Origin of the sequence: Paraburkholderia phymatum, from assembly GCF_040965635.1 — a bacterium.
GTDB lineage: Bacteria > Pseudomonadota > Gammaproteobacteria > Burkholderiales > Burkholderiaceae > Paraburkholderia > Paraburkholderia phymatum_B.
Genome location: NZ_JBFRCH010000020.1, coordinates 71,004 through 97,050, shown reverse-complemented (window position 1 = coordinate 97,050; position 26,047 = coordinate 71,004). Strand labels below are relative to the sequence as shown.

Annotated in this window: 25 protein-coding genes and 1 tRNA gene; 12 read left to right on the top strand and 14 right to left on the bottom strand. The window is 63.4% G+C overall.

All coding sequences use genetic code 11. The features are described from left to right. Window position 1: 1 nt before the first annotated feature. Window positions 2-919, top strand: coding sequence for a UDP-3-O-acyl-N-acetylglucosamine deacetylase (lpxC, locus tag AB4Y32_RS27280; RefSeq protein WP_368724343.1), 918 nt, complete (start codon window positions 2-4; stop codon window positions 917-919). An 88-nt stretch (window positions 920-1,007) separates the two neighbouring features. Here lpxC and AB4Y32_RS27275 read toward each other — a convergent pair whose 3' ends face one another. After that, window positions 1,008-1,511 carry a DciA family protein gene (locus tag AB4Y32_RS27275; RefSeq protein WP_368724342.1) on the bottom strand — a complete coding sequence of 168 codons (504 nt, stop codon included), beginning with the start codon at window positions 1,509-1,511 and terminating at the stop codon, window positions 1,008-1,010. 317 nt (window positions 1,512-1,828) lie between these two features. Between AB4Y32_RS27275 and secA the strand changes: the two genes are divergently transcribed. The 4 genes from secA to AB4Y32_RS27255 all read left to right on the top strand — a co-directional run bounded on the left by secA (window position 1,829) and on the right by AB4Y32_RS27255 (window position 7,405). After that, window positions 1,829-4,636 carry a preprotein translocase subunit SecA gene (gene secA, locus AB4Y32_RS27270; protein ID WP_368724341.1) on the top strand — a complete coding sequence of 936 codons (2,808 nt, stop codon included), beginning with the start codon at window positions 1,829-1,831 and terminating at the stop codon, window positions 4,634-4,636. 148 nt (window positions 4,637-4,784) lie between these two features. After that, window positions 4,785-6,026: a bifunctional glutamate N-acetyltransferase/amino-acid acetyltransferase ArgJ gene (gene argJ, locus AB4Y32_RS27265; protein WP_368724340.1), complete on the top strand. Its 1,242-nt coding sequence runs from the start codon at window positions 4,785-4,787 to the stop codon at window positions 6,024-6,026. 57 nt (window positions 6,027-6,083) lie between these two features. Beyond that, the gene (locus AB4Y32_RS27260) at window positions 6,084-6,953 is read left to right on the top strand and encodes an ATP-binding protein (RefSeq protein WP_368724339.1); all 870 of its coding nucleotides are present in this window, start codon (window positions 6,084-6,086) and stop codon (window positions 6,951-6,953) included. Then, the gene (locus tag AB4Y32_RS27255; RefSeq protein ID WP_368724338.1) at window positions 6,950-7,405 is read left to right on the top strand and encodes an NUDIX domain-containing protein; all 456 of its coding nucleotides are present in this window, start codon (window positions 6,950-6,952) and stop codon (window positions 7,403-7,405) included. The genes AB4Y32_RS27260 and AB4Y32_RS27255 overlap by 4 nt, the downstream gene beginning before the upstream one ends. A gap of 66 nt (window positions 7,406-7,471) precedes the next feature. Here AB4Y32_RS27255 and yacG read toward each other — a convergent pair whose 3' ends face one another. From yacG to AB4Y32_RS27210, 9 genes are all read right to left on the bottom strand, one after another. Next, window positions 7,472-7,666 (bottom strand): DNA gyrase inhibitor YacG, encoded by a 195-nt coding sequence (gene yacG, locus AB4Y32_RS27250; protein WP_090868399.1) that lies wholly within the window; start codon window positions 7,664-7,666, stop codon window positions 7,472-7,474. Between the two features lie 59 nt (window positions 7,667-7,725). After that, window positions 7,726-8,481: a cell division protein ZapD gene (gene zapD / locus AB4Y32_RS27245; RefSeq protein WP_007747120.1), complete on the bottom strand. Its 756-nt coding sequence runs from the start codon at window positions 8,479-8,481 to the stop codon at window positions 7,726-7,728. 195 nt (window positions 8,482-8,676) lie between these two features. Further along, window positions 8,677-9,279: a dephospho-CoA kinase gene (gene coaE, locus AB4Y32_RS27240; protein WP_368724337.1), complete on the bottom strand. Its 603-nt coding sequence runs from the start codon at window positions 9,277-9,279 to the stop codon at window positions 8,677-8,679. A gap of 3 nt (window positions 9,280-9,282) precedes the next feature. Beyond that, window positions 9,283-10,212, bottom strand: a complete 930-nt coding sequence (locus AB4Y32_RS27235; protein ID WP_368724336.1) for an A24 family peptidase — start codon at window positions 10,210-10,212, stop codon at window positions 9,283-9,285. Between the two features lie 31 nt (window positions 10,213-10,243). Continuing rightward, on the bottom strand, window positions 10,244-11,464 hold the full coding sequence (locus AB4Y32_RS27230; protein ID WP_368724335.1) for a type II secretion system F family protein: 1,221 nt from the start codon (window positions 11,462-11,464) through the stop codon (window positions 10,244-10,246). After that, on the bottom strand, window positions 11,461-12,708 hold the full coding sequence (locus AB4Y32_RS27225; RefSeq protein WP_368724334.1) for a GspE/PulE family protein: 1,248 nt from the start codon (window positions 12,706-12,708) through the stop codon (window positions 11,461-11,463). Before AB4Y32_RS27225 ends, AB4Y32_RS27230 begins: the two co-directional genes overlap by 4 nt. Window positions 12,709-12,800: 92 nt before the next feature. Continuing rightward, complete coding sequence (locus AB4Y32_RS27220) at window positions 12,801-14,108, bottom strand: HlyC/CorC family transporter (protein ID WP_368724333.1); 1,308 nt, start codon at window positions 14,106-14,108, stop codon at window positions 12,801-12,803. Window positions 14,109-14,267: 159 nt separating this feature from the next. After that, window positions 14,268-14,344, bottom strand: a tRNA-Pro gene (locus AB4Y32_RS27215). A 43-nt stretch (window positions 14,345-14,387) separates the two neighbouring features. Then, window positions 14,388-15,377 (bottom strand): polyprenyl synthetase family protein, encoded by a 990-nt coding sequence (locus tag AB4Y32_RS27210; protein ID WP_368724332.1) that lies wholly within the window; start codon window positions 15,375-15,377, stop codon window positions 14,388-14,390. 229 nt (window positions 15,378-15,606) lie between these two features. On the opposite strand from AB4Y32_RS27210, the gene rplU reads away from it, so the two are divergent. The 4 genes from rplU to proB all read left to right on the top strand — a co-directional run bounded on the left by rplU (window position 15,607) and on the right by proB (window position 18,744). Continuing rightward, the gene (gene rplU, locus AB4Y32_RS27205; RefSeq protein ID WP_006025184.1) at window positions 15,607-15,918 is read left to right on the top strand and encodes a 50S ribosomal protein L21; all 312 of its coding nucleotides are present in this window, start codon (window positions 15,607-15,609) and stop codon (window positions 15,916-15,918) included. A gap of 24 nt (window positions 15,919-15,942) precedes the next feature. Next, the gene (gene rpmA / locus AB4Y32_RS27200) at window positions 15,943-16,203 is read left to right on the top strand and encodes a 50S ribosomal protein L27 (protein WP_087735215.1); all 261 of its coding nucleotides are present in this window, start codon (window positions 15,943-15,945) and stop codon (window positions 16,201-16,203) included. A 236-nt stretch (window positions 16,204-16,439) separates the two neighbouring features. Beyond that, entirely contained in the window at window positions 16,440-17,552 is a 1,113-nt protein-coding gene (gene cgtA / locus AB4Y32_RS27195) for an Obg family GTPase CgtA (RefSeq protein WP_368724331.1), read from the top strand. A gap of 73 nt (window positions 17,553-17,625) precedes the next feature. Continuing rightward, a complete protein-coding gene (gene proB, locus AB4Y32_RS27190) occupies window positions 17,626-18,744 on the top strand; it encodes a glutamate 5-kinase (RefSeq protein ID WP_368724330.1) in 1,119 nt (372 codons plus the stop codon). A gap of 121 nt (window positions 18,745-18,865) precedes the next feature. Here the strand turns inward: proB and AB4Y32_RS27185 are convergent, their stop codons facing one another. Next, a complete protein-coding gene (locus AB4Y32_RS27185) occupies window positions 18,866-19,441 on the bottom strand; it encodes a CNP1-like family protein (RefSeq protein WP_368724329.1) in 576 nt (191 codons plus the stop codon). A gap of 79 nt (window positions 19,442-19,520) precedes the next feature. Further along, complete coding sequence (locus AB4Y32_RS27180) at window positions 19,521-20,216, bottom strand: RNA pyrophosphohydrolase (protein ID WP_368724363.1); 696 nt, start codon at window positions 20,214-20,216, stop codon at window positions 19,521-19,523. Window positions 20,217-20,483: 267 nt separating this feature from the next. Between AB4Y32_RS27180 and AB4Y32_RS27175 the strand changes: the two genes are divergently transcribed. Continuing rightward, complete coding sequence (locus tag AB4Y32_RS27175) at window positions 20,484-22,232, top strand: proline--tRNA ligase (RefSeq protein ID WP_368724328.1); 1,749 nt, start codon at window positions 20,484-20,486, stop codon at window positions 22,230-22,232. 12 nt (window positions 22,233-22,244) lie between these two features. Then, a complete protein-coding gene (locus AB4Y32_RS27170) occupies window positions 22,245-22,844 on the top strand; it encodes a MarC family protein (RefSeq protein WP_368724327.1) in 600 nt (199 codons plus the stop codon). Between the two features lie 72 nt (window positions 22,845-22,916). Here AB4Y32_RS27170 and AB4Y32_RS27165 read toward each other — a convergent pair whose 3' ends face one another. Both AB4Y32_RS27165 and ffh read right to left on the bottom strand, forming a co-directional pair. Next, window positions 22,917-23,468, bottom strand: a complete 552-nt coding sequence (locus tag AB4Y32_RS27165) for a hypoxanthine-guanine phosphoribosyltransferase (RefSeq protein WP_368724326.1) — start codon at window positions 23,466-23,468, stop codon at window positions 22,917-22,919. A gap of 152 nt (window positions 23,469-23,620) precedes the next feature. After that, a complete protein-coding gene (gene ffh, locus AB4Y32_RS27160; RefSeq protein ID WP_368724325.1) occupies window positions 23,621-24,988 on the bottom strand; it encodes a signal recognition particle protein in 1,368 nt (455 codons plus the stop codon). A gap of 108 nt (window positions 24,989-25,096) precedes the next feature. Between ffh and AB4Y32_RS27155 the strand changes: the two genes are divergently transcribed. Further along, window positions 25,097-26,044 (top strand): inner membrane protein YpjD, encoded by a 948-nt coding sequence (locus AB4Y32_RS27155; protein ID WP_368724324.1) that lies wholly within the window; start codon window positions 25,097-25,099, stop codon window positions 26,042-26,044. The last annotated feature ends 3 nt before the right edge of the window (window positions 26,045-26,047 follow it).

Below are 26,047 nucleotides of genomic sequence, written 5' to 3'. Positions count from 1 at the left end.
CATGTTGAAGCAGCGCACTATCAAACAGATCGTCAAAACGGTTGGCATCGGCTTGCACTCGGGCCGCAAGGTCAACCTGACGCTTCGCCCGGCGGCGCCGGACACGGGCATCGTGTTTTCCCGCGTGGATTTGCCCACGCCGGTGGACATCCCCGCATCGGCGATGGCGATCGGCGATACGCGGCTTGCATCGGTGTTGCAGAAGGACGGCGCGCGCGTGTCGACGATCGAGCACCTGATGTCCGCGTGCGCGGGCTTGGGTATCGACAACCTCTACGTCGACGTCACCGCTGAAGAAATCCCCATCATGGACGGCAGCGCGGCGTCCTTCGTGTTCCTGATCCAGTCGGCGGGCATCGAAGAGCAGAACGCGGCGAAGAAGTTCATCAAGGTCAAGAAGCCGGTCGAAATCCGCGACGGCGACAAATTCGCGCGTCTCGATCCGTACTTCGGCTTCAAGTTGAAGTTCACGATCGACTTCCGCCATCCCGCCGTCGACAAGACGGGCCAGGCCCTCGAAGTGGACTTTGCGAATACCTCATACGTGCGCGAGATTGCGCGTGCCCGTACGTTCGGCTTTGCGCACGAAGTCGAAATGATGCGCGAGCTGGGCCTCGCGCGCGGCGGCAGCATGGATAACGCGATCGTGCTCGACGAGTACCGCATCCTGAACAACGACGGCCTGCGTTACGACGACGAGTTCGTGAAGCACAAAATGCTGGATGCGATCGGCGATCTGTACGTGGTCGGCCATCCGCTGCTCGCTTCGTACGACGCATACAAGTCGGGCCACGGCCTGAACAACGCGCTGCTGCGCGAACTGCTGGCGCATGAAGATTCGTATGAGATCGTCACGTTCGACGATCCGCAGAAAGCGCCGCGCGGTTTCGCGTATGACACGCAGACGGCGTTTGCCTGACTTCAAGCTCGGGCAATCACCGGACAGCAACGAAAAAGCGGCCTGAAAAGGCCGCTTTTTTTCATTCCAACGCGATTCTTCTGCGAATTCATTTCCGATGCCGGGCGGCCATGCGTGCGAGCGCGGCCTGCAACGGCGACGGCTCCAGCGATTCGCTGAGCTCGTGCAGCGCATCCGCGCCCGCGCGCGACATGCGCGCCTGCTTCACGCGCGGCGGCTCTTTTGCGGGCTGCGGGCGGACGCGGATTTTCAGCGAATTTACGGGCCAGCCACGCTGCTGCAGATCCGACAGCAGACGCGGCTCCAGATGCCGCAGCCGTGCAGCGAGCGCGTTGTGCGCGGCGAACAGCGCGAGCACGCCGTCCTTGATGAAGCCGGGCTCGACGCTCGTCGCCAGGTAGTCGGGCAGCAGTTCGGTCAGATCGCGCTCCAGCGCGGCGACCTGTTCGACGCCGGCCCGTAGTGCCGCGAACGCGTCGGTGCGGCTGAGCACTTCGGCGACGGCTTGCGGCCTGCGCACGTCGAACGACCGCGAGCCCGGCTTCGTGCCGGGCTTCAGCGACTGCCTTGAAAACGGTGAGAAACGGCTCATCTGAGACTTTGAATGGTAGCCGCGCCGCATGCGCGCCCATGCCGCGATTGTACCGGTTGTAACGTGCGGCAGCGGCGCGCAACGACGTTCGCACATGCCGCAGGCGCCTGTATCCGCAGCGCTTTCGCCCTGGCCGGACGGCCAACGGTCTTGCTGCTGACACAGGCGTACGCGGGGGCGCGTGCTAAAATCCATGATTCGAATTCACTCTTGGACCTAAGCCGCCGAGGCCCAAACGACCGAGGGTTGCAACAAGGTGAAAGGGTGTAAAAGCCGGCCTTGCAACCCAGCCGAAGCCGCGACGCAATCACGATCCGATGACCACCGGTTTTCTACAAAAGATTTTTGGCAGCCGCAATCAACGGCTCGTCAAGCAATATCAAAAGACCGTCGCGGCGATCAATGCGCTCGAACCGCAGATCGAGCAATTGACGGACGATCAACTGCGCGCAAAAACGACGGAATTCCGGCAACGCGTCGGCAGTGGCGAGTCGCTCGACAAGCTGCTGCCCGAGGCGTTCGCGGTCTGCCGCGAGGCGGGCAAGCGCGTGCTGAAGATGCGGCACTTCGACGTGCAGCTGATCGGCGGCATGGTCCTGCACTACGGCAAGATCGCGGAAATGCGTACGGGCGAAGGCAAGACGCTCGTCGCAACGCTCGCGGCCTACCTGAACGCGCTGTCCGGACGCGGCGTGCACGTCGTGACGGTGAACGACTACCTCGCGCAGCGCGACGCCGAGTGGATGGGCCGTCTGTATAACTTCCTCGGCCTGTCGGTGGGTATCAACCTGTCGCAGATGGACCACGGCCTGAAGCAGGAAGCGTACGCAGCGGACATCACGTACGGCACGAACAACGAATTCGGCTTCGACTATCTGCGCGACAACATGGTCTACGAGACCGATGCGCGCGTGCAGCGGGCGCTGAACTTCGCGATCGTCGACGAAGTGGACTCGATCCTTATCGACGAAGCCCGCACGCCGCTGATCATCTCCGGCCAGGCCGAAGATCACACTGAACTTTACGTGCGCATGAACGCGCTGCCGCCGCTGCTCGAGCGGCAGATCGGCGAAGAGAAGGCGGACGGCACGGGCGTCGAGAAGCCGGGCGACTACACGCTGGATGAAAAGGCGCGCCAGGTGTTCCTGACGGAATCGGGCCACGAAAAGGCCGAGCGGCTGCTCGCCGAGTGGGGCCTGATCGGCGAAGGCGAGAGCCTCTACGCGCCGCAGAACATCACGCTGATGCATCACGTGTACGCGGCGCTGCGCGCACACACGCTGTTCTACAAGGACCAGCACTACGTCGTGCAGAACGGCGAAGTGGTGATCGTCGACGAGTTCACCGGTCGTCTGATGGCGGGCCGCCGCTGGTCGGACGGTCTGCACCAGGCCGTCGAAGCGAAGGAGCACGTGAAGATCCAGAGCGAGAACCAGACGCTCGCATCGATCACGTTCCAGAACTATTTCCGCATGTACGCGAAGCTGTCCGGTATGACGGGTACGGCCGACACCGAAGCGTACGAATTCAACGAAATTTACGGCCTCGAAACGGTCGTGATCCCGACCAACCGCCCGCCGAAACGGATCGACAAGCAGGACCAGATCTACAAGACGGCGATGGAGCGCTACAACGCGGTGATTCGCGATATCCGCGAATGCTATGACCGCAGCCAGCCGGTGCTGGTCGGCACGACGTCGATCGAAAACTCGGAACTGCTGTCGCAATTGCTGAACAAGGCCGGTCTGCCGCACGAAGTGCTGAACGCGAAGCAGCACGCGCGCGAAGCGGCCATCGTCGCGGAAGCGGGTCGTCCGAAGCGCATCACGATCGCGACGAACATGGCCGGTCGCGGTACGGACATCGTGCTCGGCGGCAATGCCGAGAAACAGGCTGCGTTCATCGAAGCCGACCTGTCGATCCCCGAAGACGAAAAGGCGGCGCGCATCCAGAAGCTGCACGACGAGTGGCAGACGCTGCACGATCAGGTGAAGGCCGCGGGCGGCCTGCATATCATCGGCACCGAGCGTCACGAATCGCGTCGTATCGACAACCAGTTGCGCGGCCGTGCCGGCCGTCAGGGCGACCCGGGCTCGTCGCGGTTCTACCTGTCGCTCGAAGATCCGCTGCTGCGTATTTTTGCGGGCGACCGCGTGCGCGCGATCATGGATCGCCTGAAGATGCCGGAAGGCGAGGCGATCGAGGCGGGCATCGTCACGCGTTCGATCGAATCGGCGCAACGCAAGGTCGAAGCGCGCAACTTCGATATCCGCAAGCAGCTGCTCGAATACGACGACGTGTCGAACGATCAGCGCAAGGTGATCTATCAGCAGCGCAACGAACTGCTCGAAGCGCACGACATCACCGAAACGATCGGCGCGATGCGTCACGGCGTGGTCGGCGACATCGTCCATCAGTTCGTGCCGGCGGGCAGCATCGAAGAACAATGGGACGTGCCTGAACTGGAAGAAGTGCTGCGCAACGACTGGCAGCTCGATCTCGCGATTCAGGAGATGATCAACGAGTCGCAGTCGATCGAAGCCGGCGAGATTCTCGAAGCGGTGACGGCCGCCGCCGACGAGGCTTACGAGTCGAAGGTCGAGCAGGTGGGCCGCGAATCGTTCAGCGCGTTCGAGCGCTCGGTCATGCTGCAGACGCTCGATCGCAGCTGGCGCGAACACCTCGCCGCGCTCGATCATCTGCGTCAGGGCATTCACCTGCGCGGCTATGCGCAGAAGAACCCGAAGCAGGAATACAAGCGCGAAGCGTTCGAGCTGTTCGCCGCGATGCTCGACTCGGTGAAGCTCGAAGTCACGCGCATCGTGATGAACGTGCAGATCCAGTCGCCGGAACAGCTGGAGCAGGCCGCCGAGCAGTACGAAGAGCAAGGCAGCCATCTGGAGAACATCGAGTTCCGCCATGCCGATTACGCCGAAGGCGGTGCAGCCGTCGCGGCGGCGCCCGTCGCGGCAAACGCGGCAGCATCGATGATCGGCGACGCGATGGCGCACAGCCACAGCGCAGCGGCACCGCTTTCCGGCGCCGTGCCGAAAGTGGGCCGCAACGATCCATGCCCGTGCGGCAGCGGCAAGAAGTACAAGCAGTGCCACGGCAAGATTGCGTGACACACGGAGCGGCGCGCATCATGCGCGCCGCGTCGTTTGAAGCGCGCATTGTTGGTGATTTCGCGGTGGCGCGGACCCATCCGGCGCCATCACCATTGATCCCCGATGCCGGCGCCCGCCGGCATTTCAGTCTCGACAGGTCGCAACCATGGCTGTCAATTTCCCCTCGATCGATCCCGCTCAACTCCACCCCGTTGCCGGCGTCACGCTAGGCTGGGCCGAGGCGAACATCCGCAAGCCGAACCGCAAGGACGTGCTCGTCATTTCCGTCGACGAAGGCGCGACGGTCGCTGGCGTGTTCACGTCGAACCGTTTCTGCGCGGCGCCGGTCACGGTGTGCCGCGAGCATCTCGAGCGCGTGCGCGCGGGCGGCAAGGGCATTCGCGCGCTGGTCGTCAACACGGGCAATGCGAACGCGGGCACGGGCGAGCCGGGCATGGTGCACGCGCGCGAGACGTGCGATGAGCTGGCGCGCCTCGCGGACATCGCGCCGGAACAGGTGCTGCCGTTCTCGACGGGCGTGATCCTGGAGCCGCTGCCCATCGACCGTCTGAAGGCCGGGCTGCCCGCCGCGCTCGCGAATCGCCAGGCTGCGCACTGGTACGACGCGGCGCAGGCCATCATGACCACCGACACGTTGCCGAAAGCCGTATCGCGCCAGGTGACGATCGACGGCCACACTGTCACGTTGACGGGCATCAGCAAGGGCGCCGGCATGATCAAGCCGAACATGGCGACGATGCTCGGCTTCCTCGCCTTCGACGCGAACGTTGCACAGCCGGTGCTCGACGAACTGGTGAAGCATGTCGCCGCCCGCTCGTTCAATTGCATCACGATCGACGGCGATACGTCGACGAACGATTCGTTCATCCTGATCGCGTCGGGCAAGTCGAGCCTGCCCGCGATCACGTCCACGGATTCGCCCGCGTACGCCGCTCTGCGCGATGCCGTCACGCAAACGGCGCAGACGCTCGCGCAACTGATCGTGCGCGACGGCGAGGGCGCGACGAAGTTCATGACGGTGCAGGTGGAAGGCGGCTCGAGCGTCGCCGAGTGCCGCCAGATCGCCTATGCGATCGGACATTCGCCGCTCGTGAAGACGGCGTTCTATGCGTCGGACCCGAACCTCGGCCGCATTCTGGCCGCCATCGGTTATGCGGGCGTGACGGATCTCGACGTCGGCAAGATCGATCTGTATCTGGACGATGTGCTCGTCGCGAAAGCGGGCGGCCGCAATCCCGAGTACAAAGAGGAAGACGGGCAGCGGGTGATGAAGAAGCCTGAAATTCTGATTCGCGTCGCGCTGGGCCGTGGCGATGCGCAGGCGACGATCTGGACGTGCGACCTGTCGCACGATTACGTGAGCATCAACGCCGACTACCGTTCGTGATTTGCGCGATATGCGCGTGATTGGCTCCTGATTCCAGATTCGTTCCGATCTCACCACATGGATAAACTCGAAAAATTTCTGACCCGCGCCGAGGCCGTGCTGGTGCGGCTCGAAGCGATGCTTCCGCCCGCCGCGCCCGATGTCGACTGGTCCGCGGCTGTCGCTTTCCGCTGGCGCAAGCGCCAGGGGCGCGGCTATCTGCAGCCGGTGCCCGCCATTTCGTCGATCTCGCTGGACGACCTGCAGAACATCGATCGTCAAAAGAACCTGATCGAGCAGAACACGAAGCAGTTCGTGAGCCAACAGCCCGCGAACAACGTGTTGCTCACGGGCGCGCGCGGCACGGGCAAGTCGTCGCTGATCAAGGCGTGTCTGAATGCGTACTCGAAGGACGGTCTGCGTCTGATCGAAGTCGACAAGGACGACCTGCACGATCTGGGCGATATCGTCGATCTGATTTCGGCGCGTCCCGAGCGCTTCATTGTGTTCTGCGACGACCTGTCGTTCGAGGAAGGCGAGTCGGGCTACAAGGCGCTGAAGGTGGCGCTCGACGGATCTGTGGCTGCGCAGTCGGACAACGTGCTGATCTACGCGACGTCGAACCGCCGCCATCTGCTGCCGGAGTACATGAGCGACAACGAGACGTACAAGCACATGCCCGACGGCGAAATCCATCCGGGCGAAGTGGTCGAAGAAAAGATTTCGCTGTCGGAGCGTTTCGGCCTGTGGGTCAGCTTCTATCCGTTCAAGCAGGACGATTATCTGTCGATCGTCGCGCACTGGCTGCATCACTTCGGCTGCAACGATGCCGATGTCGAAGCGGCGCGCGGCGACGCGCTGATCTGGGCGCTGGAACGCGGCTCGCGTTCGGGGCGCGTCGCGTGGCAGTTCGCACGCGACTGGTCGGGCCGGCGGGCGCAAGCATGAGCGACCCGGTGCAAAACGGCATCCAGAGCGCCGCGCAGAACGCGAGCGAACTCAACGCTGCCGGGCGGCCGGTCACGGAAGTGGCCGTCGGCGTGCTCGTGCAGCCCGATGGCCGGTATCTGCTCGCGCAACGTCCAGCAGGCAAGCCCTATGAGGGTTACTGGGAATTTCCGGGCGGCAAGCTGGAGCCGGGCGAGTCGGTCGAAGCCGCGCTCGCGCGCGAGCTGCACGAAGAACTCGGCATCGACGTGCAGGCGAGCCACCGCTGGCACGTGCTCGAACACGACTATCCGCACGCGTACGTGCGTCTCTATTTCTGCAAGGTGACGGCGTGGCACGGCGAGCCGCATGGGCGCGAAGGCCAGGCGTTCGCGTGGCAGGCGTTGCCGGCACAGGTGTCGCCGCTATTGCCCGCGACGATTCCCGTGCTGGAATGGCTGGCCGCGGAGTGAGAGAAGAGGGCGCAGCCGCAGCACGCGGCGTGCGCCTCGATGATGACTCGCGGCGCGCGTCGCCCTTCAGTGCGAGCGGTTTTCGCCGGGCGTATCGTCGGTTGTCGGTTCGTCGTCGGTGCCGCCGATCTTGTATTTTTCGGCAGCCCACGCGCCGAGATCGATCTGCTTGCAGCGCTCGGAACAGAACGGTCGGAAGCGGTTCTCAGGAGTCCAGCGGACATCCTTTCCGCAGGTCGGGCATTTGACTACAGTGGTCATTCGGTCAGACGTTCAATCGCAAACAGTGGAGCTTCATAAATGAGGCGCTTTGCCTCAGATTAAAGACTGCACAGCGTCAACTGGAACGGCACGTCGACATCGACGGCGCGCGGACGCAAGTCGCCATCCTGCACCGTGAAGCGCACCCACAGCATGTACTTGTTGGCGCTCGCTTCCGGGATCACCCGCAATTCGGGTGCCACGCGCACCTGCATCAGCTGATACGTGCGGCCTGACAGCATCTGCTGGTAGCTGCCCTGCATCGCCATCACTTTCGACGCCTGTCCCGATTCGCGCGCAAGCCGCAGCACGATAGCGGCGGCGTCGCGCAGCGGCAAAAGCGGCATCACCCATTTGGCGATGTCCTGGCGGCGTTGATCGGGATGCGTCTGCTGCCACGCGTAATACGACGGAAGATCGAACTTGCAGGTGCCGCCGGGGATGATGGCGCGGCTGCGGATGCTCGCGAGCCACTCGTTGTCCGCAAGATGCTGGCCAGTCTTGCCTTGCATTTGCGTAAGCCCGGCGAGAGTCTGCTCGATTTCGCCGAGGACGGCTTCGAGCGCGTTCTGCTCGATGCCGGGATTGCCGCGAAACGGAGCGAGCGTTTGACGTTGCCGCTCCAGTTCCTTCATCAGATCGGACTTCAGATCTGCGCGGCCCGCGACCTCGGAGATTTCGAACAGCGTAGTCAGCGCGACGTGGTGTTCCCTGGCGTCTTCCTGAGTCAGAAAGAACGTGAAGCGCTCGAACAGGTCTTCGAGGCGCAGCAGCGTCCGGATTCGCTCGTTGAAGGGATACTCGTAAAGAATCAAGCGGGCTCGCCTCGGGCGTGGTCGGTGACGGAATTGCAGGACATTCTAATGCCGTGGGACTACCCTCGCAATCACACACTATTTCCGCGAGCTTCTGTCAATTTTTGCGCTGTATTCTGCGCATTCGTTGCGTGCTCGCGCCGTTCCCGACAACATGCGCCCGCTTTACAGGCGCTGAACAGAATCGCTTACGGCTCATGCGGCCGCGAGTGAAAGATACATGCGATGAAGGCGATCGACATCAAGGTCGAGCGCTTCGAGCGATGCACCGTCATTGGAGACCACGTCGTCGGCTGCGGCGATGCGTGCTTCGCGCGTCGCCTGGCGCGCGATGATCGCCAGCACCTGTTCGCGCGTGAACGCATTGCGTCGCATGACGCGAGCGATCTGCATCTCGATGCTGCAGTCGACGGTCAGCACGCGATCCACGCGTGTTTTCCAATTGCCCGATTCGACGAGCAGCGGCACGACCATGATCACGTAGGGTCCGCGCGCCTGTTGACGCTCGCGTTCCGTCTCCGCGCGAATCAACGGATGTGTGATTGCTTCGAGCCGTTTGCGTGCATTCTCGTCGCTAAAGGCGAGCGCTCGCATGCGGGCGCGATCGAGCGAGCCATCGGACGCGACGAACGATGCGCCGAACTCGGCGGCAATGGCGGGCATCGCGGGCCCACCCGGCGCGGTGACGCGATGCGCGATCACGTCGGTATCGACCAGCGTTACGCCGCGCTTTGCAAACAGATCGGCGACAGTAGACTTGCCGCTGCCGATGCCGCCCGTCAATCCAACAGCAAACATGCGTCAGCCTCCGAAAGCCGTATAAAGCGGCGTGCCGAGAAAGAGCGTAGTGGCGCCGGCTGCAGCGAGAAACGGGCCGAACGGTAGCGGCTCTTCGAAGCGCATGCGGCCAATCCCTGTCGCGACCAGTCCGATGACGGCGCCCGCCACGGCTGCGATCAGAATGATCTGCGGCAGCGCAGCCCATCCAAGCCAGGCACCGAGCGCGGCGAGCAGCTTGAAGTCGCCATAACCCATTCCTTCGATGCCGCGCACGAGCCTGAACACCCAGTGCACGCACCACAGCGCCAGGTAGCCGGCGATTGCGCCGATCACGGCGTCGTGCAGGCTCGCGAACACCGAATTGAAGTTGACGATAAAGCCCGCCCACAGCAACGGCAAGGTCATCGAGTCGGGCAGCAGGTGCGTGTCGATGTCGATCGCGCTCATCGCGAGCAGCGCGGCGCAAAGTCCGTATGCCGCGAGCGCCGTGCCTGTCGGGCCGTACGAGACGAACGCGCCGAGCGCTAGCGCCGCGCTCGACAGTTCGAGCAGCGGATAGCGGAAGCTCACGCGGCTTTTGCATTGCGAGCAACGGCCGCGCAGCATCAGATAGCTGAAGACAGGAATGTTCTCCCACGCGCGCAGCACGTGGCCGCAATGAGGACAGGCGCTGCGCGGCAGCCAGAGGTTGTAGCGTGCGGGCAGGCCGTCGTCGTCGAACGAGTGCCCTGTCGCTTCGCTCACTTCGGCGCGCCACGCGCGTTCCAGCATGATCGGCAAGCGATGCACGACGACGTTCAGGAAACTGCCGATCACCAGGCCGAACACGATGACGAACGCGATCTGCGCGAGGGCGGGCAGCGCGCCGAATGCCACGCCGAGGCTGTCCGAGAAACGGGCGAGCGGGCCGCTAAAGGATAGATCTGACACGGGCGTGAGCGTGGTCGGCATGGTCGATTGGATGGATTCGGCTGCGATGCTACTACACCACGTTGCCAAGTTGGATGATGGGAAGATACATCGCGATCACGAGACCGCCGACGAGCCCGCCCAACACGACGATCACGAGCGGTTCGCACAGGCTCGCGAGACCCGCGATTTTTTCGTCGACCTGTCGATCGCTCAGCGACGCGACGTCGAGCAACATCGTGTCGAGCGTGCCCGATTCTTCTGCGATGGCGACGGGTTGCACGATGTCCTCCGGAAAGCATTGCGCTTCGCGCATTGCGGGCGCGAGCCGCACGCCGCGTCGAAGCTGCGCCGAGATCGTGATGGTCCCGCGATCGAACCAGGCGTTGCCCGTCGCGTGCGTGAGCGAATCGAATGCGTCGGCAAGGGGCGTCCCCGCCGACAGCAGCGTGCCGAGCGCACGACTCCAGCGCGCGGCGCAGAGCGTCGCAAGCAGCGAGCCGGCGATGGGCAGCTGCAGCATCGCCCGGGAGAACTGCAGCCGGGATGCCTCCGAGCGGCTCAGCAGATGACGCATGGCGAGCACGAGCACGCATACGATCGAAGCGAGCGGCACGCTCCAGCGGCCAGCGGCTGCCGACATCGCGAGCACCAGTTGCGTCGGTGCGGGCAGCTTCGCGCCGAAGCCATCGAAGATCTGCTTGAACGTCGGAACGACCCACACTAGCAGCGCAGCCGTAATCGCGATCGCAAGCAGCAGGATCGCGACGGGATAGGTGAGCGCGGCGCGCACTTTGGCCCGCTGCGCGGCGGCGCGCTCGCGGTCGTCTGCGAGTCGCGCGAGCACGGCAGGAAGGGCGCCTGACGCTTCGCCCACTTCGACCAACTGACGATACAGCGCGCCGAACTGCACCGGATGACGGGCGAGCGCCGCCGAGAAGCCGAGCCCTGCTGTGATATCGCGAGTGAGCGCATTCACGATGCGCGGCATGCCTTTGGCACGCTTGCTGTCTTTCGATGCATTCGCCAGCAGTTCGAGCGACGACGCGAGTGGCAGGCCCGCACGCAGCAGGCTCGACAGCTGGCGCGTGAACAGCGTGACGTCGGCGGCGCGTACTTTGGGCTGCGGAGCTGCGCCGCGCACGCTCCATTCGAGGCCATAGAGCGCGTCCTGCTTCAGCATCGCGCGAGCAGCCGCAAGATCCGGCGCGATGATGGTGCCGCGCCGGCGCACGCCCTGCGCGTCGAGCGCGCGCCATGCAAAGCGCTGGTCCTGGATTGTCGTGGCCGTCATGCGACCTCCGTTGCGCTGAGCGCTTCGGCGAGACTCGTCGTGCCGTCGAATGCGCGGGCCAATGCCGCTTCGCGCAGCGTCTGGACCCGTTCGGCGTGCGCCTGTCGAGCGATCTCGTGCGTGCCGGCGCGCGCGACGATCAGTTCACGCATCGCGTCAGAAACGGGCATCACCTGATGGATGCCGACGCGTCCGCGAAAGCCGATGCCGTGGCAGGCTTCGCATCCTCGTGGAAGGTAGGGATGCCACTGCGTGGTGTCAGCGTCGGGCACGCCGGCGGCGCGCAACGACGCGGGCGTTTCCATCGACGGCTGCCTGCATGCGACGCACAGGCGTCGCACCAGCCGCTGCGCGGTCACGAGACGTAGCGCGGCCGCGAGATTGTATGGCTCGACGCCGATGTCGATCAGGCGCGCGATGGCAGCGGGCGCGTCGTTCGTGTGCAGCGTCGACAAGACCAGGTGGCCCGTTTGAGCCGCCTTGACGGCCACATCGGCCGTCTCTTCGTCGCGGATTTCGCCGACCATGATCACGTCCGGGTCCTGGCGCAGGAAAGCACGCAACGCGACGGCGAACGTGAGGCCCGCCCTCTCGCGAACGCTGACCTGATTGATGCCCGCAAGCTGAATCTCCGCCGGATCTTCGACCGAGCAGAGATTGCGGGACTCGGCATTCAACAGTTGCAGGAAGCAGTACAGCGATATCGTCTTGCCGCTGCCCGTCGGTCCCGTGACGAGCACGAGCCCATGCGGCGCGCGGATGGAGCGGTCGACGATATCGCGCTGAGCGGGCGCCAGGCCAAGCGAGTCGAGCGACAGATCGGCTGGCAGCGCGTCGAGCCTACGCAGCACGAGCTTTTCGCCGAACAGCGTGGGCAGCGAATTGACGCGATAGTCCTCGACCCGGCCCGCAGCGACGGGCAGCCGCAAGCGGCCGTCTTGCGGCACGCGGCGCTCGGCGATATCCATGCGAGCCAGTACTTTCACGCGTGTGATGAACGCGTCGCGCAGATGCGCCGGCGGGCGGGCGATCTCGTGCAGCACGCCATCGACGCGCAGACGCATCCGCCAGCCGTGCTCCATCGGTTCGATATGCAGATCGGATGCGTTGAGGCGCGCGGCTTCGAGAAGCGTATCGGCGAGCAGGCGGACGGCTGGCGGATTGTCCGCGTCGGCCGTAGCGGGTGGCTGCCGGGTCGCGGCCACCTTGAGCGGAGGCGAGGCCGGATGGGAAGAGGTGCGCATCGAAAACCGGCTGGGAGCCGCCCGTAGAACATGACGGCTTCATCTTCGGAGATCGTGCGCCTGGCCGCTATTCGGCCGAATGGCCAGGTGCGCTATCCGCGGCTCACGAGCCGCTTGATTTTTGAACCCGGTGGGAGACCGGGGCGAAAGATCTTCACTGTTCTGATCGCCTGGTCGTCGCTGCGCATCACTTCGAGTTTGATGTCGCCAATCTTCACGCAGACGTCGCCTTCCGGAATCTCTTCGAGAACTTCCAGGATCAGTCCGTTGAGCGTCTTTGGGCCATCCGTCGGCAGACGCAATTGCAGCCAACGGTTCAGTTCGCGAAGGGGCATGCTGCCCGCGACGATGCACTCGCCGTCTTCGTTCCAGCCGCCGCGCGAACTCGCGCTGCGCGGCACCGACGTCGTGAATTCGCCGATCAGTTCCTCGATGATGTCCTCGGGCGTCACGAGTCCCTGCAGCTCGCCGTATTCGTCGACGACGAGCGCAATCCGATGCCGGCTTTCCTGGAAATACTGGAGTTGCTGAAAGACGGGTGTGCCTGTCGGCACGAAGTACGGCTCGGCGAGCAGTTCGCGCAGCGTGTCGCGCTCCAGTTCCTGGTTGTGCAATGCGGAGAGCGTCTTGCGCACATGGAGCACGCCGAGCACGCGGTCGAAGTCGCCCTGATAGACGATCAGCTTGTTGTGATAGCAGGTTTCGAGCTGATGCAGGATCTGCTCGAATGGCGCGTCGAAATCGAGCGCCTCGATGCGGCGGCGGGGAATCATCACGTCGTCCACGGTGATGTTTTCGAGGTCGAACAGGTTCAGCAGGATGCTGCGGTGCTTGGTCGGCATGAAGCTGCCGGACTCGAGCACGATGGTGCGCAGTTCTTCCGTTGACAGCCGCTGTTCGTGCGCGCTCTTCGTATTGATGTGCAGCACGCGCAGGATGCTGTTGGCGAACAGGTTGACGAACCAGATCAGCGGCTTGGACACACGCATCAGCGGTGCGATCAACAGGCTGGCCGGCAACGCGATTTTTTCGGGGAACGTCGCGCCGACGATCTTCGGCGTGATTTCGGCGAACACGATAATGAGAAACGCGACGATACCCGTCGCAACCGACAGCACGATGCTGTTGCTGCCGAACGTGTGCAACGCGATCGACGTGGTGAGCACCGGGATGATTGTGTTGAACAGGTTGTTGCCGATCAGCACGGCGCTCAGCAGCTCATCGGTGCGCGCGAGCAGGCCTTGCGTGGTTTTCGCGCCGAGCGCGCCCTTGCCGGCTAGGTGCTTCAGACGATGACGATTGATCGCCATCATCGCTGTCTCGGTAATGGAGAAGAAGCTTGAGCAGATGAGAAGCAGGACGACGGCGCCTATTTGCGCCCATAAGGGAAGTTGTTCCACGCGTCGTGAATAAGAGAAGGGGAGGGATGGGGAGAATATAGCAGAGGGGCCGGACGGCTCTCATCGGCCGGATGGCCAGGTCGGCTTGCTGTCCATTCAGGTGATTGGCAAACCCGATGGGCGAAAAAAAACCGCGCAACGCGCGGTTTTTTCAAAATCTGGTCGGGGTGAGAGGATTCGAACCTCCGGCCTCTACGTCCCGAACGTAGCGCTCTACCAGGCTAAGCTACACCCCGATTTGGTTACTCGATTCAGACTAATTCGGCGCTTCAGTCTCGTTTAAGACTGTCTCGTCGTCGAGTAAGAACATAATTCTAGCAGGCTTTCCTTGTAAATGGAACTGGGAAACGAAGAAATTGCTGCTGCGGCTGCCTGCGCTTCCTGCTTCGCGCATCCGAGCGTGTGATCGAGCGCGCCCGAGTGCGTGATCGCCTCGAAAATCTCGTCGAAGCGGTCTGTGCCGCCTTGTTCGATTGCCTCGCGCGCGAGCGCCGCCTGTTCCGGCGTGCCGCGCTCGATCAGATAGATCAGCGGCAGCGTCGGCTTGCCTTCGCGCAGATCGTCGCCGGCGTTCTTGCCCATCGACTCGGGCGTGCCCGTGTAGTCGAGCCAGTCGTCCATGATCTGAAACGCCGTGCCGATGCGGCGGCCGAACTCGGCGGCGGCGGCTTCCGTGGTCGCGTCCACGCCCGACAGCACGGCGCCCAGCTGGGCGGCCGCTTCGAACAGCTTGGCCGTCTTGTAGCGGATCACCTGCATGTAGCGCGCTTCGTCGACGTCGGCGTCATGCATGTTCAGGAGTTGCAGCACTTCGCCTTCGGAAATAATGTTGGTCGCTTCCGAAAGAATCTCCATCACGCGCATCTTGCCCACGCCGACCATCATCTGAAACGAGCGCGAGTAAAGAAAGTCGCCGACCAGCACGCTCGACGCGTTGCCGAACAGCGCATTTGCCGTCTGACGCCCGCGCCGCAGATCGGATTCGTCGACGACGTCGTCGTGCAGCAGCGTCGCCGTGTGGATGAACTCGACGACGGCCGCCAGTTCGTGCCGATGCCCCGTCCTGTCACCGAGCGCGCGCGCCACGAGCAGGAGCAGCGCGGGGCGCAGGCGCTTGCCTCCGGCACTGATGATGTACTCGGAGATCTGGTTGATCAGCATCACCTCGGACGCCAGGCGGTGCCGGATGACGCGATTCACCTGCTGCATGTCTTCGACGATCGGAGCGAGCAGATTGGCTGCGTTGGGAGTAGTGGCGGTTGACGACATGGTGACGAATTCGGGTAGTGCCGCGAATTATAAGGCGAACTGCGGTAATTCAGCGCCGTACGCCCAGCGATCGTGGCCGTTTTGGCATTGGCATGTGGCGTTTGTTGCGCGCCGGACGGCTTGGCGTGGTCGGTGTCAACTGCTTTTGACCGCGCAGCTAACTCTATGTATAATCGAGCGTTTCCGCGCGTGGTGCGTCGGGAAAAATGAATCCAGAGTGAGGTTTTCAATGTACGCGGTCATAAAAACCGGCGGCAAGCAGTATAAGGTTGCTGTCGGCGAAAAACTTAAAGTAGAACAGATACCGGCAGACATTGACGCTGAAATCACGCTCGACCAGGTTCTCGCAGTGGGCGAAGGCGAATCGATTAAGTTCGGTACGCCGCTGGTCAGTGGGGCTTCCGTCAAGGCTACCGTTGTGTCGCACGGTCGTCACGCCAAAGTGACCATCTTCAAGATGCGTCGCCGGAAGCACTACCAAAAGCATGGCGGCCATCGCCAGAACTACACCGAACTGCGCATCGACGCGATCAACGCATAAGCGCATCGGGCAAGGAGTAATCACATGGCACACAAAAAGGCAGGCGGCTCTTCCCGGAACGGCCGCGACTCCGAGTCGAAACGCCTCGGCGTGAAGGTTTACGGCGGTCAGGCCATCCTGGCTGGCGGCATCATCGTGCGTCAGCGCGGTACGCGCATGCACGCTGGTGAGAACGTCGGCATCGGCAAGGATCACACGCTGTTCGCACTGGTCGACGGCCACGTCAAGTTCACGACGAAGGGCGCCGACAAGAAGCACATGGTCAACGTCGTCCCGGCTGTCTGAGATTAAATCAGACACGGGCTTCAGGACCGGAAAAGGCCCCGCGAAGTTTGCGGGGCCTTTTTGTTTGCGAATTTCGTTTGCGGGTCTCCTTTGAGAGTTTTCGCTCGCGGACCCGTATCGTCGCGGCATTTCGTTGTCGCGAATCGACAAGAATCAAGGTCAATCTGGCCAAACGGCCAATGGTGCACGCGCGCAACGCGCGGCAAAATAGCAATACACACGGGACGGAGTAACGCATGAAGTTCATTGACGAAGCGAGGATCGAAGTCATCGCCGGCGACGGAGGAGATGGCAGCGCGTCGATGCGCCGCGAGAAATTCGTCCCGTTCGGCGGTCCGGACGGCGGCGACGGCGGCCGCGGCGGTAGCGTCTATGCAATCGCAGACCGTAACATCAACACGTTGATCGACTACCGCTACGCGAAAAAGCATCAGGCGCGCAACGGTGAGAACGGCCGCGGCTCGGACTGCTACGGCAAGGGCGGCGACGACATCACGCTGCGCATGCCCGTCGGCACGATCATCGCCGACATGGACACGGGCGAGGTGATCGCCGACCTCACCGAGCACAATCAGACCGTGCTGGTCGCGCAGGGCGGGGCGGGCGGCCTCGGCAATCTGCACTTCAAGTCCAGCACGAATCGCGCGCCGCGGCAGAAGACGGACGGCAAGCCGGGCGAGCGCCGCATGCTGCGTCTCGAGTTGAAGGTGCTCGCGGACGTCGGCTTGCTGGGCATGCCGAACGCGGGCAAGTCGACGTTCATTTCGTCGGTGTCGAACGCGAAGCCGAAAATTGCCGATTATCCGTTCACGACGCTCGCGCCGAATCTCGGCGTCGTTCGCGTCGGGCCGAGCCGCAGCTTCGTGGTCGCCGACATTCCCGGTCTGATCGAAGGCGCGGCGGAAGGCGCGGGCCTGGGCCACCAGTTTTTGCGGCACTTGCAGCGCACGGGCCTGCTGCTGCACATCGTCGATCTCGCGCCGTTCGACGAAACCGTCGATCCCGTCGCGGAAGCGAAGGCGATCGTCAACGAGCTGCGCAAGTACGACGAGGAGCTGTACGGCAAGCCGCGCTGGCTCGTGCTGAACAAGCTCGACATGATCCCGGAAGAAGAGCGCAAAGCACGCGTCGCCCGCTTTATCAAAGACTTCGAATGGGAAGGTCCCGTTTTCGAAATTTCGGCGCTGACGGGCCAGGGCTGCGAGAATCTTTGCTACGCGGTCTACGACTACATCGCAGAGCACTCCGATGCGCACCGCGCAGCCGAAGCGGAGGATCTGGCCGCCGACGTGCGTTTCCGCGACCAGCAGGCGGGCAGCACGGGGGCATCGGCCGAGCCGCAGGAGTAAGCAGCCGTACCCTGGATGCCGGCGCATTTCCAGCAAGCGCCGGCCTTACGAATCATCTTGGAGACCGCGCACAATGCGTTCCGTTATCGCAGATTCCAGGCGATTGGTGGTGAAAGTCGGGTCGAGCCTCGTCACAAACGACGGGCGTGGGCTCGATCATGCAGCAATCGGTCGCTGGGCCGCTCAGATTGCCGCGCTGCGCGGGCAGGGCAAGGAAGTCGTGCTCGTCAGTTCCGGCGCGATCGCCGAAGGCATGCAGCGCCTTGGCTGGACGAAGCGCCCGCGCGAAATCGACGAGTTGCAGGCGGCGGCGGCCGTCGGGCAGATGGGGCTCGCGCAGGTCTACGAAAGCCGCTTCGCCGAGCATTCGATCCGCACCGCGCAGATTCTTTTGACGCATGCCGATATGGCAGATCGCGAACGCTATCTGAATGCGCGCTCGACGCTGCTGACGCTGCTGCGTCTTGGCGTCGTGCCGATCATCAACGAGAACGACACGGTCGTCACCGACGAAATCAAGTTCGGTGACAACGATACGCTCGGCGCACTGGTCGCGAACCTGATCGAAGGCGACGCGCTGATCATTCTCACCGACCAGCAAGGTCTCTTCACCGCCGATCCGCGCAAGGATTCGAGCGCGACTCTTGTCCAGCAAGCCGACGCCGGCACGCCGGAACTGGAAGCGATGGCGGGCGGCGCTGGGTCGAGCATCGGCCGCGGCGGCATGCTGACGAAGATTCTCGCGGCGAAACGCGCGGCGCACAGCGGTGCGAACACGGTGATCGCAAGCGGCCGCGAGGCGGATGTGCTCGCGCGGCTCGCAGCGGGCGAGGCAATCGGCACGCAACTCATCGCGCGTACCGCTCGGATGGCGGCGCGCAAGCAGTGGATGGCGGATCACCTGCAGGTGCGCGGACACGTCGTGATCGACGACGGCGCGGTCGAAAAACTTACCGGGGGCGGCAAGAGCCTGCTGCCGATCGGCGTCGTCGGCGTGCAGGGCGCGTTTGCGCGCGGCGAGGTCATCGCGTGTCTGAACGCGTCGGGGCGCGAGGTCGCGCGCGGACTGACGAACTACAGCAGCGCGGAGGCGAAGCTGATCCAGCGTCGTCCGAGTGGCGAGATCGAAACCGTACTGGGCTATATGCTCGAGCCCGAATTGATCCATCGGGATAATCTGGTGCTCGTCTAACAATCGGTCACGCGCCCGTCGCTCCGGAAAGCAAAAAGCCGCCCCATCGAAAGATGGGACGGCTTTTTTCGTTGCGCCATCATCGAGGTTCCGCGCTTTCCGCGCGCGGATAAAGCCCCGATCAGTTGCCGCGAATCAGCGTACTGTTCGCGCGCTTGTATTTGATGTTGGTCAGGATCGCATCTGCCTTGCCGGTCGGCATCTTGCTTGAGCAGAAGTAATCCTGATAGAGCGACGCGTGGTACGCGTTCAGATCGCCATTTTCAATACGCGTCCAGTCGTTTTCGACCGTACGGTCCCAGCCGTCGTGGTCTGCGTTGAGGCCGGCATACAGCTTCCACGAGTAGTCCTGGCAGCGGATGCCCTCGTAGTTGACGTTGCGCGCGCCGCTCGGGCTCGTGATCACCACCGTGTAGCGAACGACGCCGTCGCTATCGACGGTCAGCGATTTCGCATCGAGCGCGAACTGAAGCGGCGTGTTCTGCGAAACGGTGAACGGCAGCAGTTTGCCGGGTTGCGGCATGGGCGGGAGCGTATCGACCTTCTTTTCGGTCCAGGTCGATGGCCGGTCGAGCAGATACTGGAAGTCGCTCTTCGGTCCGTCGGACGCGTTGGAGTTGGAACTCTTGGTGCTCGAACAGGCAGCCAGCAAAACGCCGGTGGCGACGCACGCCACGGCGAAAGCAGATACTTTCAATATGGTTTCCTCGAAACACCGGCGCAGCGTGGCATGCCCACACCGCACCGGCAGATGCGGCATGGACAGCCGCACAGAGTCAGTCGCGCAGTCCCGGCGCCTGAACGACCGGGTCTTCCGTCGACGAACAGTCCGACCCGATTGTCGCACGCAGTGTCGTTTCGACGACGATCGTCGCCGTGACCGTGGTCACGGATGACGCGGACGCCATCGACGCCCCGGGCGGCGTATTCACCGACGACGCCATCCGCGGATAGCGCTGCCCGTGATGATGTCCACCGGGCCGTTCCGTGCGCGGCTGAGGCCGCCGCAGGAAGCGGGACAACTCCGTTAACGCCAGCTGATACACATCCCGCTTGAACTCGATTACGCAGTCGAGCGGCACCCAGTACTCGTTCCAGCGCCAGGCATCGAACTCAGGGTGATCGGTCGCGCGCAGACAGATGTCGCAATCGCGTCCAATCATCCGGAGCAGGAACCAGATCTGCTTCTGGCCGCGGTAGTGACCGCGAACCTCGCGCTTGATGAACTTGTCCGGCACCTCGTAACGCAACCAGTCGCGCGTGCGACCGATAACCTTGACGTGCTCCGGAAGCAGGCCGGTTTCTTCGTGTAACTCCCGATACATCGCTTGCACGGGGGTCTCACCGTATTTGATGCCCCCTTGCGGAAACTGCCAGGAATGTTCACGGAGCCGTTTGCCCCAAAACACCTCGTTGCGAGCGTTCAAGAGGATGATGCCGACGTTCGGGCGAAAGCCTTCACGATCCAGCATACAACCACCTTCGAATCCTTTAAAATTGCTTTGATTATAAACAGATAACGGGTCCGACGCACCGCTTCGCACCAGATTGGCGCGATTGGACGTAACAGGCCGCGCCCGCTGCCGCGAGAGCCGCTTCCCAGCGCCGTTGGGCAAATGCCCGCGCATGCGACAATCGCTATTCGGCGTGTGTTGGTGTGGCCCGCGCTCAGGCGCGCGAACCCATCGTCTTACCTCTTCGGGCGGCCCTTTTGGTCCGCCGCTTTTGGAAAATTCTGAATGAAAGCCTCCCGTTTCTTTATCGGCACCCTGAAGGAAGCGCCTTCCGACGCGGAAATCGTCAGTCACAAGCTCATGGTTCGCGCCGGGATGATCCGACGCGTCGCTGGCGGCATTTACAACTACCTGCCAATCGGCCTGCGCTCGATCCGCAAGGTGGAAGCGATCGTGCGCGAAGAAATGAACCGGGCAGGCGCGCTCGAACTGCTGATGCCGGCCGTGCAGCCGGCGGAACTGTGGCAGGAGTCGGGCCGCTGGGAAAAGTACGGCCCCGAACTGCTGCGCTTCAAGGACCGCAAGGAGAGCGACTTCGTGATGGGACCGACGCACGAAGAGGTGGTCACGGACATCGCGCGCAACCAGATCAAGAGCTACCGGCAGATGCCCGTGAACTTCTATCAGATCCAGACGAAGTTCCGCGACGAGATCCGCCCGCGCTTCGGCGTGATGCGCGGCCGCGAGTTCATCATGAAGGACGCGTACTCGTTCGATAAGGACCTCGACGGCCTGAAAGAGACGTATCGCAAGATGTACGAAGCGTACGTGCGCATCTTCACGCGCCTCGGTCTCGATTTCCGCGCGGTCGCGGCGGACAACGGTTCGATTGGCGGCAGCGGCTCGCATGAGTTCCACGTGATCGCGGAGACGGGCGAGGACGACATCGCGTATTGCCCGACTTCCGACTTCGCAGCGAACGTCGAAGCGGCCGAAGCGCTGCCGCTGATCGCCGTGCGCGCGGCGCCGAAGGAAGAGTTGAAGAAGACGCCGACCCCGGGCAAGGCAAAGTGCGAAGCCGTGGCCGAGTACCTGGACATCCCGCTCGAACGCACGATCAAGTCGATCGTTCTAGCTACCGACAACAAAGCGGAAAACGAAGGCGCCGAGCCGACCATCTGGCTGTTGATGCTGCGCGGCGATCACGATCTGAACGAGATCAAGACGAACAAGCTGCCGGGTCTCGCCGAATACCGCTTCGCAACGGAAGACGAAATCGTCGAGTGGTTCGGCACGCCGCCGGGCTACCTCGGGCCGCTCAACACGAAGAAGCCGGTCAAGGTGATCGCGGACCGCACGGTCGCGAACATGAGCGATTTCGTCGTCGGCACGAACGAAGTGGATTTCCACACGACGGGCGTCAACTGGGGCCGCGATCTGCCGGAGCCTGTCGTCGCCGATATCCGCAACGTGAAGAAGGGCGACCCGTCGCCAGACGGCAAGGGCGTCATCGAGATCTGCCGCGGCATCGAAGTCGGCCACGTGTTCCAGCTCGGCACCAAGTATTCGGACGCGATGAACGCGAAGTATCTGGACGAGTCGGGCAAGCCGCAATCGATGCAGATGGGCTGCTACGGCATCGGCATCACGCGTATCCTCGGCGCCGCGATCGAACAGAACTTCGACGAGAAGGGCATCATCTGGCCGGAATCGATCGCGCCGTTCGAAGTGGTGCTGTGCCCGATGGGCTATGACCGCAGCGACGCCGTGCGCGAACACGCCGACAAGCTGTACGCGGAACTCGTCGCAGCGGGCATCGACGTGATCCTCGACGATCGCGGCGAGCGTCCGGGCGTGATGTTCGCGGACTGGGAACTGATCGGCGTGCCGCATCGTCTCGTGATCGGCGACCGTGGCCTGAAGGACGGCAAAATCGAGTACCAGGGCCGCCGCGATGTGGAAGCCACGCTGCTGCCCGTCGAAGGCGCGGCGCAGTTCGTGAGCGAGAAGATCAAAGCGGCACTCGCGCACTGACGGGAGCGGACAGTGGAGTACAACTTCCTGTCTGCGACCGTCCTGCTCATTCTCATCACTGATCCACTCGGCAACATCCCGCTCTTCATCAACTGCTTGCGGGGTGTTGCGCCTCACCGGCGCATCCGCGTGATTCTGCGCGAAGTTGCCACCGCGTTCGTGATCCTGCTGGTCTTCATGCTCGTCGGCGACCGCTTTCTGCGGATGATGAGCCTGACCGATCTGTCGTTGCGCATCGGCGGCGGGATCGTGCTGTTTCTGATCGCGCTGCGGATGATCTTCCCGCATCCCGATGGCCCGTTCGGCGCCGATTCGCGCGCCGCCGAGCCGCTGATCGTGCCGCTTGCGATTCCGGCGCTCGCCGGTCCGTCGGCCCTTGCGACGGTGATGCTGCTGACGTCTCAGGCGCCGAGCAAGATGGCCGAATGGGTGGCGGCGCTGACGGTGACGATGATCGTCTGCGCGATCGTGCTGGTGCTGGCCGAGCGTATCCAGCAGTGGCTCGGCGAGCGTACCGTGACGGCGTTCGAGCGCTTGATGGGTCTCGTGCTCGTCGCGATTTCAGTCGAAATGATGCTGGGCGGCATTCGCTCCTTCGTGCGTCAGCTTTGAAGCCGAATCGATGCAGCAACAAAAAAGCGACCCATGAGGTCGCTTTTTTGTTTGGGCATTAGCGGAAAGGCGTTACGCGCCTTCCGTCAACGCGCGAATGGTGGGCAGGTTGCGCCAGTATCCCTTCGCGTCCATTCCGCAACCGAACACGTAACGGTCCGGCACTTCGAAGCCGCAAAAGTCCGGGTGCAGCGGCTTCGCCTTCGGGATGATCTTCTCGCACAGCACCGCGCTCATGAAGCGCTTCGCGCCCATCGCCATGATGCGGTCGCGGATCGCGGCCATCGTCTCGCCTTCGTCGAGGATGTCGTCGAGCACCAGCACGACGCGGTCCTTCACCGACTCGGCAGGCGCAACGCGCCATTGCATTTCCGCGCTGCCCTTGATCGCGTTGCGATAGCGCGTGAGGTGGATGTAGTCGAACTCAAGCGGGAAGTCCAGATGCGGCAGCAGCATGCCCGTGAACACCGCCGCGCCGCCCATCACCGACAGCACGAGCGGAAAGTCTTCGGCCATCTCGGCGCGGATGGCGTTCGCCATGCGGCCGATGGAGGCGTTGACGTCGCTGGCCGAAACGATTTCTTCGGAGTGGCGGAAAATGTGGAGAGCTTCTTCGCGATTCATGACGTCTGGCGGGCAGTAACTGTATACATAGTGTGAGAGACAACGACACGGTGCGCTACAGCATATACCCGCGCCTCATTCGGCATACGCACCGGGTCGAGATGGCCGACGCGCGCCCGCATTTGCGAATGAGCGCGCGCGGCCGGAAGGGATCAGCGCATGCCCGGCATCATGCCCTTCATGCCGCGCATCATCTTCTGCAGGTTGCCGCCCTTGAGCTTCTTCATCATCGTGCGCATCTGGTCATACTGGTTCAGGAGCCGGTTGACTTCCTGAACCTGCACGCCCGCGCCCGCCGCGATGCGGCGCTTGCGCGTCGCCTTGATCAGCTCGGGCTTCGCGCGCTCGGCGGGCGTCATCGAGTTGATGATGCCTTCCATGCGGCGCATCTGCTTTTCGGCCTGGCCCATGTCGGCATTCGACGCGGCCTGCTGGAACTGCGCGGGCAGCTTGTCCATCAGCGACGACAGCCCGCCCATCTTCTTCATCTGCGAAAGCTGCGCGCGGAAATCGTTCAGATCGAAGTCGCCGCCTTTCTTGACCTTGTCGGCGAGCTTCTGCGCGGCCTGCACGTCGACGCCGCGCTGTGCTTCCTCGACGAGCGCGAGAATGTCGCCCATGCCGAGAATCCGGTTCGCCATCCGGTCCGGATAGAAGATCTCGAGGCCGTCGAGCTTTTCCGCGACGCCGACGAATTTGATCGGCTTGCCTGTCACGTGACGCACCGACAGCGCCGCGCCGCCGCGCGAATCGCCGTCGAGCTTCGTCAGCACGACGCCTGTGAGCGGCAGCGCGTCGTTGAACGCCTTCGCGGTGTTCACCGCGTCCTGACCGAGCATCGCATCGACGACGAAGAGCGTTTCCGCCGGATCGAGCGCCTTATGCAACGCCGTGATCTCATTCATCATCGCTTCGTCGATGCCAAGACGGCCGGCTGTGTCGACGAGCAGCACATCGTGATAGTGACGCTTCGCCCAGTCGACGGCGGCACGCGCGATATCGACGGGCTTCTGGTCCGGCTGCGACGGGAAGAAATCGGCGCCTACCTGCTCAGTCACGGTCTTCAACTGAGCGATAGCGGCGGGGCGATACACGTCGCACGACACCGTCAGCACTTTCTTCCTGTACTTCTCGCGTAGAAGTTTGGCGAGCTTGCCGACGGTGGTCGTCTTACCCGCGCCCTGCAGACCCGCCATCAGGATGATCGCGGGCGGCGTGACAGCGAGATCCAGCTCGGCGGCCTTGCCTTCGTAGTCGCCGCCGATCACGGCCGTCAACTCGCGCTGCACGACGCCGACGAGCGCCTGACCCGGCGACAGGCTGGCGATCACTTCCTCGCCGAGCGCCTTCTCCTTCACCTTCGCGATGAAGTCACGCACGACGGGCAGCGCCACGTCCGCTTCGAGGAGCGCGAGGCGCACTTCGCGCAGCATCTCCTGCGTGTTCGCCTCGGTGAGGCGGGCTTCGCCGCGCAGCGTCTTGACGACGCGCGCCATCCGTTGAGTGAGATTGTCGAGCATGGGAAGCGATGAGCAGTGCGGCCCGTTCCGTCACCGCGCCAGAGCGGCCGACGCCGCTAGCGCAGCGTCGCAAACGTCATGGAGAAAGGCCTAGTGTAAACTTCGAATATGGATATTGTACTGTATGCCCTCACTGCGCTCCTGTACGGCGGTCTCGCCGTCGCGGGCTGGCGCGCGCACCGCCAGACGGCCGTGCGGCCCATGCTCGAAAGCGTGTCACCCGTTTCGTCCGCAGCGCCGCTGCCGGCGGGCGGCGGGCGAGGGCTGTCATCGCAAGCACCCGCGGGCATGTCGACGACCACGCGCATCGTGCTGCTCGCCGCGCTGCTCGCACACGGCGTGCTGCTGCACACGACGATCTTCCCGCATGACGCGATGGTGTTCGGTTTCGCGTTCGCGCTCTCCGCGATGTTCTGGCTCGGTGCGGGCATCTACTGGGTCGAGAGTTTCTTCTTTCCGCTTGACGGCCTGCGCCTGCTCGTCCTGCCGCTGGCTTGCGTCGCGTCGCTGCTGCCGCTGCTGTTCAGCGGCGTTCACGTGCTGTCGTACGCGGCCGATCCGCTCTTCAAGCTGCACTTTCTGATCGCGAACGTCGCGTATGGTCTGTTCGCGATCGCGGCGCTGCACGCGGTGCTGATGCTGCTCGTCGAGCGCCGGCTGCACGCGATGCGCGGCGGCACGCTCGCGCGGCAAGGCGCGGCAGCCGCGAACGGCTGGCTGTCGAGCTGGCTCGATACGCTGCCGCCGCTGCTCACGCTTGAGACGCTGCTGTTCCGTCTGATCGGCGCGGGTTTTGTGCTGCTCACGCTGACGCTGCTCTCCGGCATCCTGTTCAACGAACAGCTCGCCGACCGCGCGTTGCAACTCGATCACAAGACCGTGTTCGCGATTCTCTCGTGGATCATGTTCGGCGCGCTGCTGACGGCGCGCAAAGTGTCCGGCTGGCGTGGGCGCGCGGCGTTGCGCTGGGTGCTCGCGTCGTTCGTCGCGCTGCTGCTCGCGTATGTCGGTAGCCGTTTCGTTTTCGAGGTGCTGTTGCACCGCCCTGTGGTCTGAGTG

Excerpts from the sequence above, each read along its gene's own strand:
- rpmA (WP_087735215.1), top strand. The coding sequence starts at position 15,943 with ATGGCACACAAAAAGGCAGGCGGCTCTTCCCGGAACGGCCGCGACTCC.
- secA (WP_368724341.1), top strand. The coding sequence starts at position 1,829 with ATGACCACCGGTTTTCTACAAAAGATTTTTGGCAGCCGCAATCAACGG.
- AB4Y32_RS27180 (WP_368724363.1), bottom strand. The coding sequence starts at position 20,216 with ATGCTGGATCGTGAAGGCTTTCGCCCGAACGTCGGCATCATCCTCTTG.
- rplU (WP_006025184.1), top strand. The coding sequence starts at position 15,607 with ATGTACGCGGTCATAAAAACCGGCGGCAAGCAGTATAAGGTTGCTGTC.
- proB (WP_368724330.1), top strand. The coding sequence starts at position 17,626 with ATGCGTTCCGTTATCGCAGATTCCAGGCGATTGGTGGTGAAAGTCGGG.
- AB4Y32_RS27210 (WP_368724332.1), bottom strand. The coding sequence starts at position 15,377 with ATGTCGTCAACCGCCACTACTCCCAACGCAGCCAATCTGCTCGCTCCG.
- AB4Y32_RS27260 (WP_368724339.1), top strand. The coding sequence starts at position 6,084 with ATGGATAAACTCGAAAAATTTCTGACCCGCGCCGAGGCCGTGCTGGTG.
- AB4Y32_RS27175 (WP_368724328.1), top strand. The coding sequence starts at position 20,484 with ATGAAAGCCTCCCGTTTCTTTATCGGCACCCTGAAGGAAGCGCCTTCC.
- lpxC (WP_368724343.1), top strand. The coding sequence starts at position 2 with ATGTTGAAGCAGCGCACTATCAAACAGATCGTCAAAACGGTTGGCATC.
- coaE (WP_368724337.1), bottom strand. The coding sequence starts at position 9,279 with ATGTTTGCTGTTGGATTGACGGGCGGCATCGGCAGCGGCAAGTCTACT.
- AB4Y32_RS27275 (WP_368724342.1), bottom strand. The coding sequence starts at position 1,511 with ATGAGCCGTTTCTCACCGTTTTCAAGGCAGTCGCTGAAGCCCGGCACG.
- argJ (WP_368724340.1), top strand. The coding sequence starts at position 4,785 with ATGGCTGTCAATTTCCCCTCGATCGATCCCGCTCAACTCCACCCCGTT.
- AB4Y32_RS27230 (WP_368724335.1), bottom strand. The coding sequence starts at position 11,464 with ATGACGGCCACGACAATCCAGGACCAGCGCTTTGCATGGCGCGCGCTC.
- AB4Y32_RS27165 (WP_368724326.1), bottom strand. The coding sequence starts at position 23,468 with ATGAATCGCGAAGAAGCTCTCCACATTTTCCGCCACTCCGAAGAAATC.
- ffh (WP_368724325.1), bottom strand. The coding sequence starts at position 24,988 with ATGCTCGACAATCTCACTCAACGGATGGCGCGCGTCGTCAAGACGCTG.
- AB4Y32_RS27235 (WP_368724336.1), bottom strand. The coding sequence starts at position 10,212 with ATGCCGACCACGCTCACGCCCGTGTCAGATCTATCCTTTAGCGGCCCG.
- AB4Y32_RS27155 (WP_368724324.1), top strand. The coding sequence starts at position 25,097 with ATGGATATTGTACTGTATGCCCTCACTGCGCTCCTGTACGGCGGTCTC.
- yacG (WP_090868399.1), bottom strand. The coding sequence starts at position 7,666 with ATGACCACTGTAGTCAAATGCCCGACCTGCGGAAAGGATGTCCGCTGG.
- AB4Y32_RS27225 (WP_368724334.1), bottom strand. The coding sequence starts at position 12,708 with ATGCGCACCTCTTCCCATCCGGCCTCGCCTCCGCTCAAGGTGGCCGCG.
- AB4Y32_RS27255 (WP_368724338.1), top strand. The coding sequence starts at position 6,950 with ATGAGCGACCCGGTGCAAAACGGCATCCAGAGCGCCGCGCAGAACGCG.
- cgtA (WP_368724331.1), top strand. The coding sequence starts at position 16,440 with ATGAAGTTCATTGACGAAGCGAGGATCGAAGTCATCGCCGGCGACGGA.